Here is a 17,226-nt window from a genome sequence, read left to right as displayed (position 1 = left end):
GCTCGCGAGATTGGAACGCGCCGCACGCGGCGTCAACACGACTGTCCGCGATCCATGGGGATACCGGTGGCGCGGGCCAGCTTCTCGGCCAGGGCCGGCGAGCAGGCCAGCACGGGATTCCCGTTCGCCAGGTAGTCGCCGGCGGTGAAATCGCTCACCGCTCCGCCGGCCTCCGCGACGATCACGAGGCCGGCCAGCACGTCCCACGAGTTGATGTGCAGCTCGCAATAGGCGTCGGTGCGGCCGGCCGCCACATAGGCCATGCCGAGCGCGCCGGAGCCCAGGCGATAGAGCCCGGCGCCCATTTCGGCCACCCGGCCCATCAGCGCGATGTAGTCGCCGATGGGGCGGCGCATGCTCCAGCCGCACTCGACGGAGGCGCGCCTCGGATCGGCGATTCCGGACACCGCGATGGGCGCGCCGTTCAGCGTCGCGCCGCCGCCGCGCTCGGCGGCGAACAGCTCGTCGCGGGTGGGATCGTAGATGACGCCGAGGGCCGGCCCGCGATCGTCGACATAGGCGATGGAGACGCAGAAATGGCCGATTCCGCGGGCGAAATTGGAGGTTCCGTCAATGGGATCGATGACCCAGACCCGCGCGCTGCCGGAACCGCCGCCCTCCTCGCCGATGAAGCCGTCCTCCGGGAAGCGGGCGGAGAGCCGCTCGATGATCAGGCGCTCGACCAGCCCGTCGACCTCGGTCAGGTAGTCCTGGTGGCCCTTGAAGGAGACCTGGATCGAGCCCTTGTCGCGGAACCGGGCCAGCGCCAGCGCGCCGGCCTCGAGCGCCACTTCGCAGGCGGCGCGCAGGCGCGGATTCGCCTCCCTCCCGGCCGTGGCCGGCGTCGTCGTCGTCATTTTTGAGTGCCCCCGAACGGCCGGGCGACCCGGCCCGGCGGCTCCAGCGATGGACCGGCGGCGCGCCGTCGTCAACGGCCTTCGCGCCGCTTCGTTGTTCCAAAGCCCCCGCCACGGCGGCGTGGAAACGGGTTCTTCACGCCGTGTTCGGCGCGATGGTCGCGTCGAATAAAATGCGTTCCAATGTCTTGACGGTTCGGAGGCCGTATTCCGCGATATTCCGAACGGATTCAGCCAATGCTAACCAAACTGGACTTTGGTCAAGCTCCAGCCGACATTCCACACCGACGCGCGGAACGCGACAGAGTGACCCACCGACAGCTCCCGAGCCCCGACCTCTTCGACCCCGACGCCTTCGCTACGATCAGCGAGGCCCTGGGGCGGCAGCAGACGACCGACGTGATGGGCCGGCTCGCCGACCAGATCGCCGAGCGGCTGGGCGCGTTCGACCAGGGCCTCGACGCGCTGTCGCGCCACGCCCACGAGATCCTCAACGCCGCCGGCATGCTGGGCTTCGCCGGCCTCGCCCGCGCCTGTCGCGCGCTGCACGACAAGGTCCGGCGCGGCGAGGAGGTCGAGCGCGAGATGGTGGCGCTCGCCGAGATGCGCGACCGCACGCTGGCGCTGATCGCCGAGCTGCGCGGCAGGGGCGGCGCGGCGTCGGAATAAAGTCTTTCTAGCCAGAGCGCCGGGCAGGCGCGATGCTGTGGGCAAACGGGAGGTCACGTCCGCCTTGCTCACGGCCATCTTCGCCGACATCCACGCCAACCGCGAGGCGCTGACCGCCTGCCTCGCCGACGCGCGACGGCGTGGGGCGGAGCGCCTGGTGTTCCTCGGCGACATGGTCGGCTACGGGGCGGACCCGGGCTTCTGCGTCGACACGGTCGCCGCCGAGGTCGCCGCCGGCGCGCTCGCCGTGCGCGGCAACCACGACGAGGCGGTGGGCGACCTCCAGGCCAGCATGAACCCGGACGCCACCCGCGCCATCCAGTGGACGCGGGGCCAGCTCGATGACCGCCAGAAGGCCTTCCTCGCCGCGCTGCCGCTGACCGTCGTCGAGGACGACGTGCTGTGGACGCACGCCAATGGCTGGGCTCCGGGCGACTGGGGCTATGTGCGCAGCGAGATCGACGCCGAGCGCAGCCTGCGCGCCACGCCCTACCGCCTCACGCTGTGCGGCCACACCCACTCGCCGATGCTCTATCACATGGCGCCGATGCGCCCGCCGGTGGCGTTCCTGCCGCCGCGCGACAAGCCGGTGCCGCTCAGCCGCACGCGGCGCTGGCTCGCCGTGCTCGGCGCGGTGGGCCAGCCGCGTGACGGGGACCCGGCCGCCTGCTACGGCCTTCTGTCCGATTCTCCCCCGGAACTGACGATGGCGCGCGTGCCGTACGACGCGGACGCCGCGGCCGCCAGGGTGCGCGCCGCCGGCCTTCCCGAGTCGCTCGCCGCGCGCCTGCTCAACGGTCGCTAGGGGAGCATCGATGCCGAGTATCAGGCCCGCCGAGGGCGTCATCATCGACGGATTCCGGCTGGAGCGCCGCATCCACAACGGGCCGATGAGCAGCCTGTGGCTGGTCAGCCGCGACGGCGACCCGACGCCGATGGTGATGAAGCTGCCGTCCCTGGCGGAGGGCGAGGACGTCTCCGCCATCGTCGGCTTCGAGGTGGAGCGGATGATCCTGCCCCGCCTGACGGGCGCGCACGTGCCACGCTTCGTGGCGGCGGCCGACCTCTCGCGCACGCCCTATCTCGTCATGGAGAAAGTCGAGGGCCAGAACCTCGCCGAGATCGCCGACGCCGCGCCGCTGCCGCCCGAGCGGGTCGCGGAGCTGGGCGCGCGCATCGCGCGGGGATTGCAGGAGTTGCATCGCCAGCGCGTCCTGCACCTCGACCTCAAGCCGGCCAACATCATGATCGGGCCGGGCGGCGACGCGGTGTTCCTGGATTTCGGCCTGTCCCGCCACGACGAGTTGCCGGACCTGCTGGGCGAGGAATCCGACGTGCCGATGGGCACCGGCGCCTATATCGCGCCGGAGCAGATCGAGGGCGATCGCACCGAGCCGCGCAGCGACGTCTTCGCGCTCGGCGTCATCCTCTACGAGCTGGTCACCGGCCGCCTGCCGTTCGGCAACCCGCAGCGCAAGGCCGGCATGAAGCGGCGGCTGTGGAAGGACCCGACGCCGCCGCGCAAGCTCAACCCCGCCTGCCCGGACTGGCTGCAGGAAATCGTGCTGCGCTGCCTCGAGGTCGATCCCTACCAGCGCTACGCCACCCCCGCGCAGGTCGCGTTCGCCCTGCAGCACCCCGACCAGGTGACGGTGACCGAGCGCGGCAAGAGGTGGCGCGCCGATGGCCCGCTCACCGTGCTGCGCCGCTGGCTGCGCTCCGGCAACCCGCGCTGGGAGCGCAAGCCGCCGATCTCCGAGCAGGTGGTCGGCGCGCCCATCGTCATGGCGGCGGTCGACCTCGGCAACGGCGTCGACGCGCTGGGCGAATTGCTGCGCATCCACGCGCGGCGCGCGCTCGACGTCGACCCGCAGTCGCGGCTCGCCTGCGTCACCATCCTCAAGACGGCGCTCCTGCAGGTGGAGTCGGGCGTCGACGCGCAGGGCAACAATCTCTACGTGCAGCGCCTCATCGCGCTGAAGGACTGGGCGCGGCCGATCGGCCTCGACGACGAGCGCGTCAGCGTCCACGTGCTGGAAGCGGTCGACGCGGCGGCGGCGCTGATCGAGTACGCCCGCAAGAACCAGGTCGACCACATCGTCATGGGCGCGCGCGCCAATTCGGCGCTGCGCCGCTATCTCGGCAGCGTCTCGGCCCAGGTGGTGGCCGAGGCCCCCTGCACCGTGACGGTGGTGCGCCTCGCCCAGCCCTGACCGCCGGAACCCCCGATGGGCGGGAGAATTGTCGCCGCGTGCGGGAGGACGGCATGAGAGAGGCCGAACCGGCGACCCTGACCGGGCTCTACGAGTCCATGGCGGGCCTGGAGCCGAACGGGCCCGGCGTCGGCCGCTTCGTGCCCGGCGAGGGGCGCGAGCGCGCCCCGCTGCTGTTCGTGGGCGAGCAGCCCGGCGACCGCGAGGACGTGGAGGGCCGGCCGTTCGTCGGCCCCGCCGGGCAGGCGCTCGACCGCGCGCTCGCCGAGGCGGGCGTGGCGCGCGACGACGCTTTCGTGACCAACGCGGTGAAGCGCTTCCACTTCGCCGAGCGCGGCAAGAAGCGCCTGCACCGCCGCCCTACAGCCGGCGAGATCAGCCGCGAGCGCTGGTGGCTTCAACAGGAGATCGCCCTGGTCGGGCCCCGCCTCGTCGTCGCGCTGGGCGCGGTGGCGTTGCAGGCGCTCGCCGGGCGCGCCCTCACCATCGCGGCGTCGCGCGGGCCGACGCGCTGGCCGGACGGGCGCGCCGGCTTCGTCACCGTCCACCCCTCCTCCCTGCTGCGCCAGCCCGACGCCGAGGCGCGCCGCCGCGACACGGCGCGCTTCGTCGCCGACCTGCGCGAAGCCGCCCGCCTCGCCGGTGTGGTGTGAAGTGGGGCGGGGCGGCTGGCGGGCCACGGGCGGACACGCCTGCCCATTTTGAGCGCGGGCCTCCCCGCTCGTACCCGGCCCCCCGGAGCAGCGACAGCTTACAAGGCGGGCGCAAGCCCGCCCCGAAAGTGCGGGCCACCGGCCCGCCCGTCCCCGGAACCCCGCAGCGTCAGCGGAGGGGTATCCGGGGTCTAGCGGAATGTGCCGCGCGAAGCGCGTCCCGACGGCCTTTTCCATGGAGCGCCGCTTCGCGGCATCATCCATGCGCTGGACCCCGGATCTGCCTCCGCCAAGGGCTCCGGCAGTCCGGGGACGGGCGGACTGGCGTCCGCCCTTTGGGGCGGGCGGGCTCCGCCCGCGCACGCGGCCCTATCCGCCGGCGGCGGCTGCGCCGGGACTGGGCCTGGCCTCGGCGGCAGAGGGTTCCACCGGGCCGAACGGCCGCGCGAAGCGGGCCGGGACTTCCAGCGTCCAGCGCAGGCCGTCCGGCGCGAAGTCGAGGTCGACCGTGCCGTCCAGCGCGCGGGCCACGATGCGGGCCATCACCACGTGGCCGAAGCCCTCGCGGTCGGGCTTCGTCACCGGCGGGCCGTCGCGCTCGGTCCAGTGCATCACCAGCCTGTCGCCGTCCGGCCGCTTCTCGATGGCCCAGGAGATGCGCACGCGCCCGCTGGGGATCGACAGCGCGCCGTACTTGGCGGCGTTGGTGGAGAGCTCGTGCAGGGCCATGCCGATGTTCTGCGCCGCCTCGGGGGTGAGCAGCAGCAGCGGCCCGCCCACCTCGATCTGGCTGCCGATGGCGTCCGCCCAGTGGCCGAGCTGCGAGCGCACGAGGTCGTTGATCGAGGCGCCCGTCCAGTCCTGCTGCACCAGCAGGTCGTGCGAGCCGGCGAGGCCCTGGAGGCGGGCGGCGAAGCGGCGGTGGAACTCGTCGAGATTGGGCAGGTTGCGCGCCGTCTGCAACGCCATCGACTGAACGACGCTGAGGATGTTCTTGGTCCGGTGGGTCAGCTCGCGCATCAGGTAAAACTGGTGCGCCTCGCGCTCGCGGCGCTCCGTCTGGTCGACGACGAAGCAGATGGCGTGGTCCGGCCGGTCGAGGCGGGCCGCGCCGATCAGGATCGGCACGCGCTTCCCGTCGGGGCGGATCAGCTCCTTCTCGAACGGGCGGGACGCGCCGCTCTCACGCAATTCCTCCAGCGCCTTCTCGTCCGCCGCCGCGTATTCGGGCGGCGTCATGGCCCGCCAGTCGAGCCGGCCGGCAGCCACGTCCTCGGCCGTCGCGCCGACCATGGCGAGGAACGCCTCGTTGGCGGTGTCGACGCGGTCGCCGGAGATGGTGACCATGCCGAACAGATTGGCCTCGAGCAGGCGGCGCAGGCGGGCGTCGCTCTCGCGCGCCGACGCCTCGGCGCGCCGGCGGTCCGTCACGTCCTCCACGATGACGCCGGCCGCCTCGACCGCGCCTTCCTGCGTCTTGGCCGGATAGCAATGCGCCACGAAATGGCGCAGCTCGCCCGGACGCGTCCTCGTCACGCCCGACAGCTCGACGTTCTGCACGGCCTCGCCGGTGGCGAAGACGCGCGCGACCAGCGGCTCGATGACGGGGCGCAGCGCCGGCGAGACGTCCCAGATCGGGCGGCCGAGAAGCTCTTCGACGGACCCGCCATTGACCTCGGCGAGCCAGCGGTTGATGCGCAGCGCGACGCCGGAGCGGTCCAGCAGGGCGATGCCCATGGGCGCGGTGCCGTAGAGGCTCTCCAGTTCCGTCACCGCCTCGCGCAGCTCGCGGCGGCGCGCGGCGAGCGCGCCGGCGGCGTCGGCCAGCGCCCGCGACACCTCGGTGATCTCGCGCACCGGCGAGTCGAGCGCATGCACGCGCTTGTCGCGCCCCATGCGGGACGCCTGGCTGGCCAGCGCCCGCACCGGCTTGCTCAGCCGGCGGCTCAGCACCACGGCCAGCACGAGCGACATGCCGGTGAGCGCCGCGCCCGCGATGGCGAGCAGCAGCAGCGTGTCGTAAAGCGGGGCGGTGAGCGCGACGCGCGGGGCGGCGGCCCACACGAACCATCGCGCCTGGTTCAGGCGCGCCGTCGCGCCGATCACCGGGCGGCCCTCGAGGTCGGTCGCTTCCCACACGCCGACGCTCTCGATGGCGGAGCGATAGACCTCCGGCACCTTCCGCCCGCCGAAACGCTCGTTGAGGCGCGAGCGGGCCACGATGTTCATCTGGCCGTCGGCGACCGTGACGACCCAGCCGTCGGGCGTCGACTCGCGGCGCAGCAACTCGACGAAGCGGTTCGAATCGAACGCCATGTTGAGCAGGTAGACGAGCTGGCCGTCACGGAACACCGGCGCGTTGACGAGGAAGACCGGCGCGTTCAGCACCGCGCCGACGATCATGTCGGACACCACCGGCTTGCGCGTGGCGATGACCTTGAAATCCATGTCGATCAGCGGCACGCGCGGCAGCGCCGAGCCCCAGGGACGCCGCGTGTTGACGACCTGCTGCCCGGTCATGTCGCGCAGCACGAAGTTGAGCCCGGTCGCCTGCTGCACGCTGCGGACCTGCTCGTCGAAACGCGCCATGTCGCCGGTGGCGAGCGCCGGGGAACTGGCCAGCGCCGTCAGCGTGCCCATCGCGTTCTCGAACTCGCGGTCGATGTCCACGGCCACGTTCGTCGCAACCTCGCGCACCCGCTCGCGCAGCCGCTCGTGCTCCGTGCGCTCGAACTGGATGAAGACGAGGCCCGCGAACACCAGCACCGGGACGACGATCGACAGCCCATAGAACATCAGGTGTGAGCGTAGCGGCCGGCCGCCGTCGCGCGTCGGTGAGGAGTTCATCGCCATGCCGGACCGCTGACCACCTCCGCCCCCGGACGCAACCCAAGCGAGTTAAGACAAGCGCAGCCCAAGCCGCAAGCGGAACCTGAACCGCTCCCGGCTTGAGCGCGGCGGCGCGCGCTTGCGGCGGCGACCCGTCCTGACTACATTCCGTCCGCCATGGGGTGCTGCGGCGACGCGGCTGAGATCAGACCCATCGAACCGGATCCGGGTAATGCCGGCGCAGGGACAAGGCGGAGCCGAGGGCCGCGAGGCCGCGGCTCACCCCCTGCGCCGAGATCGAGCAGGGACAGCGTGACCGCCACCGCCCCACACCAGCCCGATGTCGCCGCCGCGCTCGCCGCCGTGCGCCGCGTGCGCCCGCTCGTCCACTGCATCACCAACGACGTCGTCATGAACTCCACCGCCAACGCTTTGCTGGCGCTGGGCGCTTCGCCCGTGATGGCCCACGCGCCCGAGGAGGCGGCCGGGATCGCCGCCGGCGCGGCGGCGCTGGTCGTCAACCTCGGCACGCCGACGCGCTGGCGCGCCGAGGCGATGCGGCTGGCGACCGCGGCCGCGCGCGCCGGCGGTATCCCGTGGGTGATGGACCCGGTGGGCGTCGGCTCCAGCCCCTGGCGCCACGACCTCGCCCGGGAGCTGGCCGGCGCGCGGCCCACCGTGATCCGCGGCAATGCGCGCGAGATCCTGTCGCTGGCCTGGGGCGAGACCGACGGCGCGGGCGTCGACTCCGAAGCCGGCGTCAGCGAGGCGGCGCGCGAGGCGGCGCGCGCGCTGGCCCAGGAGCAGGGCTGCGTCGTCGCCGTCACCGGCTTCGTCGACTTCGTCAGCGACGGCGAGCGCGAGCTGCACGTCCACAACGGCCATCCGCTGATGGCGCGTGTCACCGGCACGGGCTGCATGCTTGGCGCCGTGCTGGCCGCCTGCCTGGGGGCCGGCGCGCCGCCCTTCGACGCCGCCGTCGCCGCCCTCGTGCTGTTCGGCCTGGCCGGCGAGCGCGCCGGGGCCGGGGACGTCGGCCCCGGGACCTTCCAGGTCCGCCTGTTCGACGCGCTCGCGGCGCTGGGTCCCGACGACCTCGCCCGCGACGCCCGCATCGCCCCGTGAGACGCCCATGAAGCCGCGCTTCGACCTCTCCCTCTACCTCGTCACCGACCCCGGCCTGACCGCCAGCCGCGACCTGCCCGAGCTGGTGCGCGCGGCCGTGCGCGGCGGTGTCAGCCTCGTGCAATTGCGCGACAAGACCTCGCCGGACGACGTGTTCGCCGAGCAAGCGCGCGCGCTCATCGCCGTGCTGCGGCCGCTGGGCGTGCCGCTGATCGTCAACGACCGCGTCGAGGTGGCGCGCTGGATCGGCGCGGACGGCGTGCATGTCGGCCAGGACGACGCCGACCCGCGCCAAGTGCGCGAGCGCATGGGGCCGGACGCCATCGTCGGCCTGTCGGCGGGGACGCCGGAGGAATTCGCCGCCGCGCCGCTGGACGTGGTGGACTATCTGGGCGTCGGGCCGGTGTTCGCCACCGCCACCAAGCCCGACCACGACCCGCCGCTCGGCGTCGCGGGGCTGGCGGCGCTGGCGCGGATCGCGCCGCTGCCGACGGTCGCCATCGGCGGCATCGGGGCTAGCAACGCCGCCGCCGTGCGCGCGACCGGGGTCAACGGCATCGCCGTCGTCTCCGCCATCTGCGCCGCGGCGGACCCGGAGGCGGCGGCGCGCTGGCTCGCCGGGAGGGCGCCGCGATGAGCGATAACACCCGCCCCGGCCGCCGCGCCGCGCTGGCCGGGCTCGCCGGCGCGGGAATTGGCGCGCTCGCCGCCCCGCGCGTGGCGCGCGCCGACGCGCCGCGCCGCTGGCGCATGGCGACCTCGTGGCCGCGCAACCTGCCGGGGCCGGGCGTCTCGGCCCGCCGGCTGGCCGAGCGCATCGCCGCGATGTCGGACGGGCGGCTCGTCGTCGACCTGTTCGGCGCGGGCGAGCTGGTGCCGGCCTTCGCCGTGCTCGACGCGGTGCAGAACGGCGTCGCCGAGATGGGCCACACGGCCTCGTTCTTCTGGGAGGGCAAGGCCCCCGGCGCGGCCCTGTTCACCACCGCGCCGTTCGGGCCGGGGCCGACGGAGCACCTCGCCTGGGTGCTGTTCGGCGGCGGGCAGGCGCTGTGGGACCGGCTCTACGCGCCGTTCGGCGTGCGCGCCTTCCTCGCCGGCAACACCGGCCCGTCGATGGGCGGCTGGTTCCGGCAGGAGGTGAGGAGCGCCGCCGACCTCAAGGGCCTGCGCATCCGCGTGCAGGGGCTGGGCGGCGACGTCTATCTGGAGCTCGGCGCGACGCCGCAGGCGATCCCGCCCGGCGACGTCTACCCGGCGCTGGAGCGCGGCGTCATCGACGCGGTGGAGCTGCTGTCTCCCGCCAACGACCTGCCGCTGGGGCTGCACAAGGTCGCGCCCATCTATTACATGCCGGGCTTCAACAAGCCGAACGGCGCGGCCGAGGCGCTGGTGTCGCTGAAGGCGTGGGAGGCCCTGCCGGCCGATCTGCGGGCGATCGTCGAGACCGCGTGCATGGCCGAGCACGAGGCCGGCCTCGCCGACGCCGAGCGCGGCAACGCCGAGGCGCTGGGCGAGCTGCTGGCGCAGGGCGCGCGGCCGACGCCCTTCACGCCCGACGTGCTGGCCGCCGCGCGCAAGGCCGCCGACGCGGTGATCGACCGCATGGCGGGCAAGACCCCGCTCGCCGGCGAGATCGTCGCCTCGTGGCGGCAGTCGACGGCGAAAGGCCGCGCCTGGGGCCGCGTGCAGGGCTACATGGCCCAGGCGATCCGGGGCGGATAGTCCGCCCCGGCTTTGGCCCCGCCCGCCGCTCAGCCCTTCAGCTTCGCGGCCACGGTGGCGACGTGGCGGCCCTGGAAGCGGGCGCCGTCCAGTTCGACGGCGGAGGGCTGGCGGCTGCCGTCGCCGCCGGTGATGGTGGACGCGCCGTAGGGCGAGCCGCCGAGGATTTCGCCCATGCCGGTCTGGCCGGCGAAGCTGTAGGGCAGGCCGACGACGACCATGCCGTGGTGGAGCAGGGTGGGGATGAAGCCCAGAATCGTCGATTCCTGGCCGCCGTGCTGGGTGGCGGAGGAGGTGAACACCGCGCCGACCTTGCCGACCAGCTTGCCCTGCGCCCACAGGCCGCCGGTCTGGTCCCAGAAATTGCGCATCTGGCTGGCGACGGTGCCGAAGCGCGTGCCGGCGCCGACGATGACGGCGTCGTAGTCGGCGAGCTCGGAGGGCTCGGCGACGGGGGCGGGCTGGTCGAGCTTGAAGTGGGACTTCTCGGCGATCTCGCGCGGCACCAGCTCGGGCACACGCTTGACGACCGCCTCCGCACCGGCCTCGCGCACGCCGTCGGCGACGGCGTTGGCCATCGTCTCGATGTGGCCGTAGGCGGAATAATAGAGAACGAGAACCCTGGTCATCGCAAACTCCCGGTGAAACGAACGCGCCGGGCAACCCGGCCTCGATGCGCCTCACATCGCCCCGTTCGCGCCCCCGGACAACCCTCCCCCGCGCAAGGCAAAGTTTGCGGCGATGCCAAGGGGGTGGGCGTGAGCTGGGTGGACCTTGCGCGAGGGGTTCGCCTCCCGCCTCTGCCTATTCACATCACTTCCCGTCCGGCGCAGCTTGTTTGCCGCCGGTTTTGGGACCGAGGATAATTGTCTGCGAAGCCAGAACCACACCATCCGGCGTGAGGGAGTACTGCTGGCCGTCCCTGAAGAAGTGTTGTGTTATACCTTCGAAAATTTTCTCGTCCAAGGGTCGCTTCGCGTTGGGATTATGAAATATCTGGAGCTCATCCGACCAGTGTTCGACGTAATCAGGACTGCCGACTTCTTCCATAAAAGGCGTGGGGTGCACGGCGTTTAGCGCTGGGTTGAATCGGAATCCGGCCCGCATATATTTGAACCCCTCTGGGATGAAACCTGCGACGATTCCCATGCGGTCAAACTTTGCAATAGTGCCCGCATTCGAAAATATGATCGCTGAGATATTTTCGGCACCGGCGAGATCGAAAAAGCCGGTCTCAATGATCTTGCCCTTGTAACTATGATTCGGTGTCTTTACCGCGCGAACGACCAGTTGCCCCTCGATCATTTCCCACTCGACCCTATGCCCGTATAAGTAGGGCCAAAGAGCAGAGTGCGTGTAGGTCATTGATCCGATCTCGTCCGCCCCGCCCGGGATATGGAAATCTGCTATGGCTAACAGAAAAGGTTTGTCCGAAGCGTCGCCCCGCTCCCAATAGTTTCGGCCATCCTTATCCTTCTTGGCGAGCTTACTCGTTAAGCTTGAGCCGAACTTCATCGGCATGTATTCCGCCAAGAAACTTTTCATCTCGTCCGGGGTTTTGGGATCGGGGTGCTCAGCAAGAACTCCTTTCGTCGATGGGCTGACGGTCGTGGCTTCAGCTGTAAATGCAATCCCAGGCGCTTCGCAGAGAAAATCAGGCGCTTCCGGTTGAGTGACATCAAATCCGAGTTCCCGGAAAGCGGCCCACAGGTACATCTCCCAAAGGCGTTGGTCGAATTGGGTGAACTGAAACTCTCTCACGAAATGAGGATCTGTAGGGGCCAACCAAGGGCCAATTTCCTTGAACACCGATCGCGCTGGATGGCGGCCGGGTGTGTCGAGCAGCAGTCTAAAGAAAGCGTGGAGCTTATCTGGATCAGTGCCTGTCGGCAGGGCTAGTACGTCCGTTGGATAGTTCGTTTCATCACCTTGATCACCCAGGGCAAGAAAGTCGCCTTCTTCGACCGCGCGGCCGATCCTGTCCCGGAGCTTGTCCACGGCAACCTGTTCCGACGTCAATGATGTTTCCAAGTCGACGCACCGGAATCGTCCGATCTTGTCCCTAGCGAGCAAAACCCAGCCGAAATCAAGATCGGTAACATCCAACACAACTGAACCAATTACGCGTTCCCCGATGTCGCTCCAATGTTGCAACTCGACGCCCATCAAGCGCGTCAAGGCACGTCGTGTGCCCAACGCGTATAGGTCAAATCGTTCCCGTTTCATGGCGCGGCTTAACGCATGTCTCTTTTCTCGCTGTATAGCCCTGCGCTTTGCTTCACCCATTTGCTTTCCAAACTTCTAAATAGGTCTCCGGTGATCACCCATTAGCTCTAACCTATGGCTTCCGTGGTCGTCGGCGTTGGCCCGCCGGGGGGCGCACGGCAAATTCTTCTTCGGTCATAATCGGGGCCTGAGCTTCCCGAGCGTCATTGTGCCACTCCCTCCTCCACCTCAGAAGCGGTTCGCTCACCTTCGGGCGTCTCAGAAATACCAGCAAGATACTTTGCATAAGTCCGCTTTAAGTACTTGAGGGAACTTTCCCTATCCACGTTGGCTTGAAGGTGCTCCTGAACGAACCTCAACCGCGACTTGCATGCGGCAATTACCTCCGCCCACGTCTTCACCCAGACCTCAATTCTTCCGTCGTCGGACTGATACACGAGGCCCTTTGCCTTGCCCATCTGCCGAGTCTGATGAGTGGCGTATGCGTCTAGGTCATTGGAGAGGACCCAGAAGCTCCAACGGGTGTTCAGGTGACGAAATCGCTCGTCATTCGCAACCGTGAATGCGTACTTTTGAATTTGGGTGATCTCTTCGGCACCGATCTTGACAGAAGGGCGCTTGAGTTCAACCACGAGGTGCTCACGCTCATCTGCATGGTTCTGCGGAACGGACCTCGAGAGCATTAGGTCAACAATCCCCACCCGTCCGTCGATGAGCTTGACAGGCTGGTCGATTATAGTGGCATCACCGATGAGACTGCGATGCTTTCGCAGAACCTCCGATAGGGACTGATCGTCAACAGTAAGACTGAATTCCTCGCCAAAAATCCAAGTGTTGTTTTCAGCGATAATTCTGTGAAGCTGGCTTCGCTCCTTGAGGAGTTTCTTGCTATCGGATTCAAAGAGCACCGCTTCAAGGCCGTGCACGAACTTGAGGCGATCAGCCACCAGCTTTGATGCACTGATCACGTTTGCGAGGTCTGCCTCCTCTAGGAGCTTTGACAGCTCTTTCTGTGTCCTCTCCGGCAGGTCCAGCACTTCAGTGAGGATGTGCTGAAGCTCGTCTGGGCCGCGTTCGATTGCCTGCCTGAGCATTCGAAGCTGAAAAGCCTTCGTGCGTTTGCTCTGCCCGGCAAAGTCTTGGAGGTGCTTGTTGACATTCAACGCCACGATGTCGAACACCTGTCGCTCAGCCTTTTCTACGGTTGTCGCTGGCTCGGTGCGATATGGGTATATCTCCTCGGCTTTCCACTGCTCGATTTCGGATTGTGCAGCCGCGATCTCCTTTGTGCGGAAGTACTCCTTGATGCGAGCGGACGCCTCATCGTAAGCCGCCTGAAGTGGAGCGCTCATTTCCGCTAGGTCTAAGATACCCTGCTCCTGCAGAGCGCTGACGTAGGGTGACTTCAAATAAGCGGAGAATTGGAAACCCGGCGTATGGAATTTCGGCGTTACCCGATGGAAGGGGAAACCTTCGGGACCGCAGAGAAAAATCCAGCGTTCTGCGGCCGACGTCCACTCTATGACTTCGACCTCGGCGGGGTACTCTTTCGATTCATCTACTATCGGCGCGAGATGGATCACCTTGCGTCCAGCAATCAGCTTGGAAGGATCAAGACGTTCCCCTTCGACGTAAATTCCTACGTCAGTATAGTCTGTCAAGTAGAGTGCGAATATTTCAGAGAGGGCTTGGGCCGCGTATTGTGGATCGAGAGAGCGATAGTTTCTGTCGAGCTCCGTGACCCGGACTTCCACGCCCGTTCCCAGCGCAAGGTCCACTTCCTTCGGCTTAGTGACGCGCACGTCCACGAGGTCGTCTCTTAACACCGTAATCTTGTAACCGAGCAGCTTTTCGCCCTCTCGGTATCGAACCGTCCAATCCGCAACGCGACCCAGAGCGAGGGCCTTGAAGCGTCCCTTGCCCTCCTTTCCGTGAAGAATTCGGCCCTTTATCTTCGATCGGTTTCCGTGAGCCTTCCAGGAGCCGCCCAGCTTTCCAAATACGGCCTCAACCTCGGAGAAAGGTATGCCGTGGCCGTTGTCTCGGACAGTAACCGAGCGCATGGCAATGTCGTCGGTCTCGATCTCGATGTCTATTCGAGTGGCGTCGGCATCAGCTGCGTTCCAGATGAGTTCAGCCACTGCCTGGCTGGGCCTTGCGCTCGCAATCTTCTTCAGGTGGTCGCCTTCGACTCGGACCCTGTAGTGCGCATCCGACATCACTTACCCCCAAATCCGGCACGCTAGAAATCCATGAATGGTTAAAGCAAAAATTCCCCCTACCGCCTCAGCTGCGTCTTCAGCTCGGCCGTCAGGTCGCGGAGCTGGCCTTTTTGGGTTTCGGAGAGGCCGGAGAAGAGTTCGACGACCCAGGCCTCGTGGCGGTGGGCCATGGCGAGGAAGTAGTCGCGGCCGGCGGGGGTGAGGCGGATGCGGACGGCGCGGCGGTCGGCGGCGTCGCCGGAGCGCTCGACGTGGCCGTCCTTCACCAGCCGCTCGGCCAGCCCCGTGATGGCGGCGTTGGTCACCATCATCCGCCGCGAGATCTCCGACATCGACAGCCCCTCGGGCGCGCGCTCGAGCTGGGCCATCAGGTCGAAGCGCGACAGCGTGCAGTCGAACTGCTCGCGCAGGCGGCGGCGCAACTCGGCCGCGATGATGTTGGTGCAGGAGAGCAGACGCAGCCACAGGCGCACGGACTGGTGGTGGTCGTCGCGCAGCCGCGACTCCAGGTCGAGCGCCGCCGCGCCCTCCTCGGCGATGATCGGCTCGCGGCGGGCGGCCCGCGCGGAGCCCCGGTTCCGACTCTCGGTCATGGCGTTGTCTCCGCAACGGTCTTCGCCGCTCGCGACGCCGCTGTCAAACCTCCGCGCCGACACCGCCCCTCATGCGGGCGCGCCAGGCCGGGCGCGCGGCCCGGCGGCGGAGGGCGGAACGGGCCCGGTTTTCACGCCGCAAGCCGCGCCCGGAGCGCCGCGCCGGCCGCCGGATCGGGCCGCATGATCGAGGCATGATGCGGCGCGAGATCAGCCGATTGACGGGCCGCGCGGCAACCGTATACGGTATTCGGATCGAGCATCCCGGGACCCCCGCCATGCCCCGCAAGCCGCTGCCGAACGGCGACGCGCCGATCCGGCTGAGCAAGCCGGACAGCCTGAGCGAGCGCATCCACGGCGATCTGCGGGCGCGCCTGCAGCGCTGCGAGATCGGCCCCGACGACCGCCTCGTCGACACCGAGATCGCCGCCGCCTACGGCACCTCGCGCATGCCGGCGCGCGAGGCGCTGCTGCGCCTCGCCAACGAGGGCTACCTGGTGGGCACCACGCGCGGCTTCACCGTGCCGCGCCTGACGCTGGACGACATCAGCGACATCTTCGAGGTGCGCCGCCTGCTGGAGCCGCGCGCCGCCGCCAACGCCGCGCGCGACCTCGACGACGCGGCGCGGCGCGAGCTGACGCTGGCCATCGAGGAGACCCGCGCCGCGCTGGCCGACGACGACGCCGAGCGGCTGATCGGCGCCAATATCCGCTTCCGCGCCGCCTGGCTCGGCGCGGTGCGCAACGCGCGCCTCGCCACCACCATCGCCCGCTTCGTCGACCACGTGCAGACCGTCCGCCTCGGCACGCTCACCGACCGCGTGACGCGCAAGGTGGTGGCCGACGGGCTCGAGACGCTCTACGACGCCTTCATGCGCCGCGACCCCGCCGTCGCCGCCGACCGCATGACGCAGTTCATGGCTTCGGCCGAGCAGGCCTTCTTCAAGGTGAGGAAGGCGCAGCTCGAGGCGGAGCGCCGCTCTCCCCCTTCGACCAGCCCGTCCCGGGAATCCACGCGATGATCGTCAAGCCCCACCCGCTCAAAGGCCCCAACCGGTTCAAGCTCGGCGTGTTCTCCGCCAACGCCGACGGCGGGCTCGCCATCACCGATGTGCCGGAGCGCTGGCGCGCCCGCTGGGACGACAACCTCAACGCCGTCGGCATCGCCGACCGGGCGGGGCTGGAGTTCTTCCTGCCCATCGCCCGGTGGAAGGGCTTCGGCGGCAAGAACCGCGTGCGCGAGTGGTCGTTCGAGACGTTCACCTGGGCGGCGGGGCTGGCGTCGGCCACCGAGAACATCGGCCTGTTCATGACCGTCCACGTGCCCATCGTGCATCCGCTCTACGCCGCCAAGGCGCTGGCCACGGTGGACCACATCAGCAAGGGCCGCGCCGGGCTCAACATCGTCTGCGGCTGGAACCCGCAGGAGTTCGCCATGTTCGGCGTCTCGCTCGGCGAGAAGGGCTACGTGCAGGCGGCCGAGTGGGTCGACATCATCGAGCGCGCCTACTCCTCCAACGAGCCGTTCGACTACAAGGGCGAGTACTACGACCTCAAGGGCGTGGTGAGCCGCCCGGCGAGCCTGCAGGTGCCGCGCCCCGTCACCATGAACGCCGCCTTCGGCGGGCCGGGCCGCGACTTCGCCGCGAAGAACTGCGACTTCCTGTTCTCCACCTTCACCGACATCGAGGACGGCCGCCGCCACGTCGCCGACATCCGCGAGCGCGCCGCGCGCGTCCACCGCGAGGTGGGCATCTACACGGTGTGCCACGTCGTCTGCCGCGAGACGCAGAAGGAGGCGGAGGACTACTACCACAAATACGCCGTGGCCCAGGCCGACCACGCCGCCGTCGACGCCCACATGGCGGGCAAGAAGGAGTTCTCCAACTCCCACGACAAGAACGCCTACGACCTCTACCGCCAGCGCTTCGCCGGCGGCGCGGGCAGCTACCCGCTGGTCGGCACGCCGGAGAAGATCGTCGAGGACATGCTGCGCATCGCCGACGAGGGCTATGCCGGCTCGGCGCTCACCTTCGTCAACTACACCTACGAGCTGCCCTTCTTCTGCGACCGGGTGCTGCCGCTGATGCGCCAGGCCGGGCTGCGCGTGAACTGAG

At 69.0% G+C, this 17,226-nt stretch carries 15 protein-coding genes and 1 riboswitch; of the genes, 9 read left to right on the top strand and 6 right to left on the bottom strand.

All coding sequences use genetic code 11. From position 1 onward, the window contains the following. Positions 1 to 32 precede the first annotated feature (32 nt). The gene (locus tag NK718_RS05525) at positions 33 to 857 is read right to left on the bottom strand and encodes an inositol monophosphatase family protein (RefSeq protein WP_254739421.1); all 825 of its coding nucleotides are present in this window, start codon (positions 855 to 857) and stop codon (positions 33 to 35) included. A 306-nt stretch (positions 858 to 1,163) separates the two neighbouring features. Here NK718_RS05525 and NK718_RS22090 point away from each other — a divergent pair, with 306 nt between their 5' ends. From NK718_RS22090 to NK718_RS05505, 4 genes are all read left to right on the top strand, one after another. Beyond that, positions 1,164 to 1,526, top strand: coding sequence for an Hpt domain-containing protein (locus NK718_RS22090; protein WP_254739419.1), 363 nt, complete (start codon positions 1,164 to 1,166; stop codon positions 1,524 to 1,526). Between the two features lie 64 nt (positions 1,527 to 1,590). Beyond that, a complete protein-coding gene (locus NK718_RS05515) occupies positions 1,591 to 2,331 on the top strand; it encodes a metallophosphoesterase family protein (RefSeq protein ID WP_254739417.1) in 741 nt (246 codons plus the stop codon). Between the two features lie 10 nt (positions 2,332 to 2,341). Then, positions 2,342 to 3,739 (top strand): serine/threonine protein kinase, encoded by a 1,398-nt coding sequence (locus tag NK718_RS05510; protein WP_254739415.1) that lies wholly within the window; start codon positions 2,342 to 2,344, stop codon positions 3,737 to 3,739. Positions 3,740 to 3,792: 53 nt separating this feature from the next. Continuing rightward, complete coding sequence (locus NK718_RS05505) at positions 3,793 to 4,392, top strand: UdgX family uracil-DNA binding protein (RefSeq protein WP_254739413.1); 600 nt, start codon at positions 3,793 to 3,795, stop codon at positions 4,390 to 4,392. 369 nt (positions 4,393 to 4,761) lie between these two features. Here the strand turns inward: NK718_RS05505 and NK718_RS05500 are convergent, their stop codons facing one another. Continuing rightward, the gene (locus NK718_RS05500; protein WP_254739411.1) at positions 4,762 to 7,239 is read right to left on the bottom strand and encodes a sensor histidine kinase; all 2,478 of its coding nucleotides are present in this window, start codon (positions 7,237 to 7,239) and stop codon (positions 4,762 to 4,764) included. Positions 7,240 to 7,389: 150 nt separating this feature from the next. Further along, positions 7,390 to 7,487: riboswitch (TPP riboswitch) on the top strand. 46 nt (positions 7,488 to 7,533) lie between these two features. Between NK718_RS05500 and thiM the strand changes: the two genes are divergently transcribed. Genes thiM through NK718_RS05485 form a run of 3 tightly spaced genes read left to right on the top strand, consistent with a single transcriptional unit; the run spans position 7,534 to position 10,068 of the window. Next, on the top strand, positions 7,534 to 8,346 hold the full coding sequence (gene thiM / locus NK718_RS05495) for a hydroxyethylthiazole kinase (protein ID WP_254739409.1): 813 nt from the start codon (positions 7,534 to 7,536) through the stop codon (positions 8,344 to 8,346). Between the two features lie 7 nt (positions 8,347 to 8,353). Further along, positions 8,354 to 8,983, top strand: a complete 630-nt coding sequence (gene thiE, locus NK718_RS05490; RefSeq protein WP_254739407.1) for a thiamine phosphate synthase — start codon at positions 8,354 to 8,356, stop codon at positions 8,981 to 8,983. After that, entirely contained in the window at positions 8,980 to 10,068 is a 1,089-nt protein-coding gene (locus NK718_RS05485; protein WP_254739405.1) for a TRAP transporter substrate-binding protein, read from the top strand. Before thiE ends, NK718_RS05485 begins: the two co-directional genes overlap by 4 nt. Positions 10,069 to 10,097: 29 nt before the next feature. On the opposite strand, the gene wrbA is transcribed toward NK718_RS05485, so the two are convergent. The 4 genes from wrbA to NK718_RS05465 all read right to left on the bottom strand — a co-directional run bounded on the left by wrbA (position 10,098) and on the right by NK718_RS05465 (position 15,109). Next, positions 10,098 to 10,697, bottom strand: a complete 600-nt coding sequence (gene wrbA / locus NK718_RS05480) for an NAD(P)H:quinone oxidoreductase type IV (RefSeq protein WP_254739403.1) — start codon at positions 10,695 to 10,697, stop codon at positions 10,098 to 10,100. A 184-nt stretch (positions 10,698 to 10,881) separates the two neighbouring features. Then, positions 10,882 to 12,354 (bottom strand): hypothetical protein, encoded by a 1,473-nt coding sequence (locus NK718_RS05475; RefSeq protein WP_254739401.1) that lies wholly within the window; start codon positions 12,352 to 12,354, stop codon positions 10,882 to 10,884. A gap of 143 nt (positions 12,355 to 12,497) precedes the next feature. Beyond that, positions 12,498 to 14,513 carry an ATP-binding protein gene (locus tag NK718_RS05470; protein ID WP_254739399.1) on the bottom strand — a complete coding sequence of 672 codons (2,016 nt, stop codon included), beginning with the start codon at positions 14,511 to 14,513 and terminating at the stop codon, positions 12,498 to 12,500. 59 nt (positions 14,514 to 14,572) lie between these two features. Further along, on the bottom strand, positions 14,573 to 15,109 hold the full coding sequence (locus NK718_RS05465) for a MarR family winged helix-turn-helix transcriptional regulator (protein ID WP_254739397.1): 537 nt from the start codon (positions 15,107 to 15,109) through the stop codon (positions 14,573 to 14,575). A gap of 278 nt (positions 15,110 to 15,387) precedes the next feature. Here NK718_RS05465 and NK718_RS05460 point away from each other — a divergent pair, with 278 nt between their 5' ends. Both NK718_RS05460 and NK718_RS05455 read left to right on the top strand, forming a co-directional pair. Next, positions 15,388 to 16,131, top strand: a complete 744-nt coding sequence (locus NK718_RS05460; RefSeq protein WP_254739395.1) for a GntR family transcriptional regulator — start codon at positions 15,388 to 15,390, stop codon at positions 16,129 to 16,131. Continuing rightward, positions 16,131 to 17,225, top strand: coding sequence for an LLM class flavin-dependent oxidoreductase (locus tag NK718_RS05455; protein ID WP_254739777.1), 1,095 nt, complete (start codon positions 16,131 to 16,133; stop codon positions 17,223 to 17,225). Before NK718_RS05460 ends, NK718_RS05455 begins: the two co-directional genes overlap by 1 nt. Position 17,226 lies beyond the last annotated feature (1 nt).

The sequence above is a fragment of the Alsobacter ponti genome (assembly GCF_024294805.1).
Taxonomy (GTDB): Bacteria; Pseudomonadota; Alphaproteobacteria; order Rhizobiales; family Beijerinckiaceae; genus Alsobacter; species Alsobacter ponti.
The sequence above is the reverse complement of the archived record's forward strand: the minus strand, read 5'-3'. Positions and strand labels throughout refer to the sequence as shown.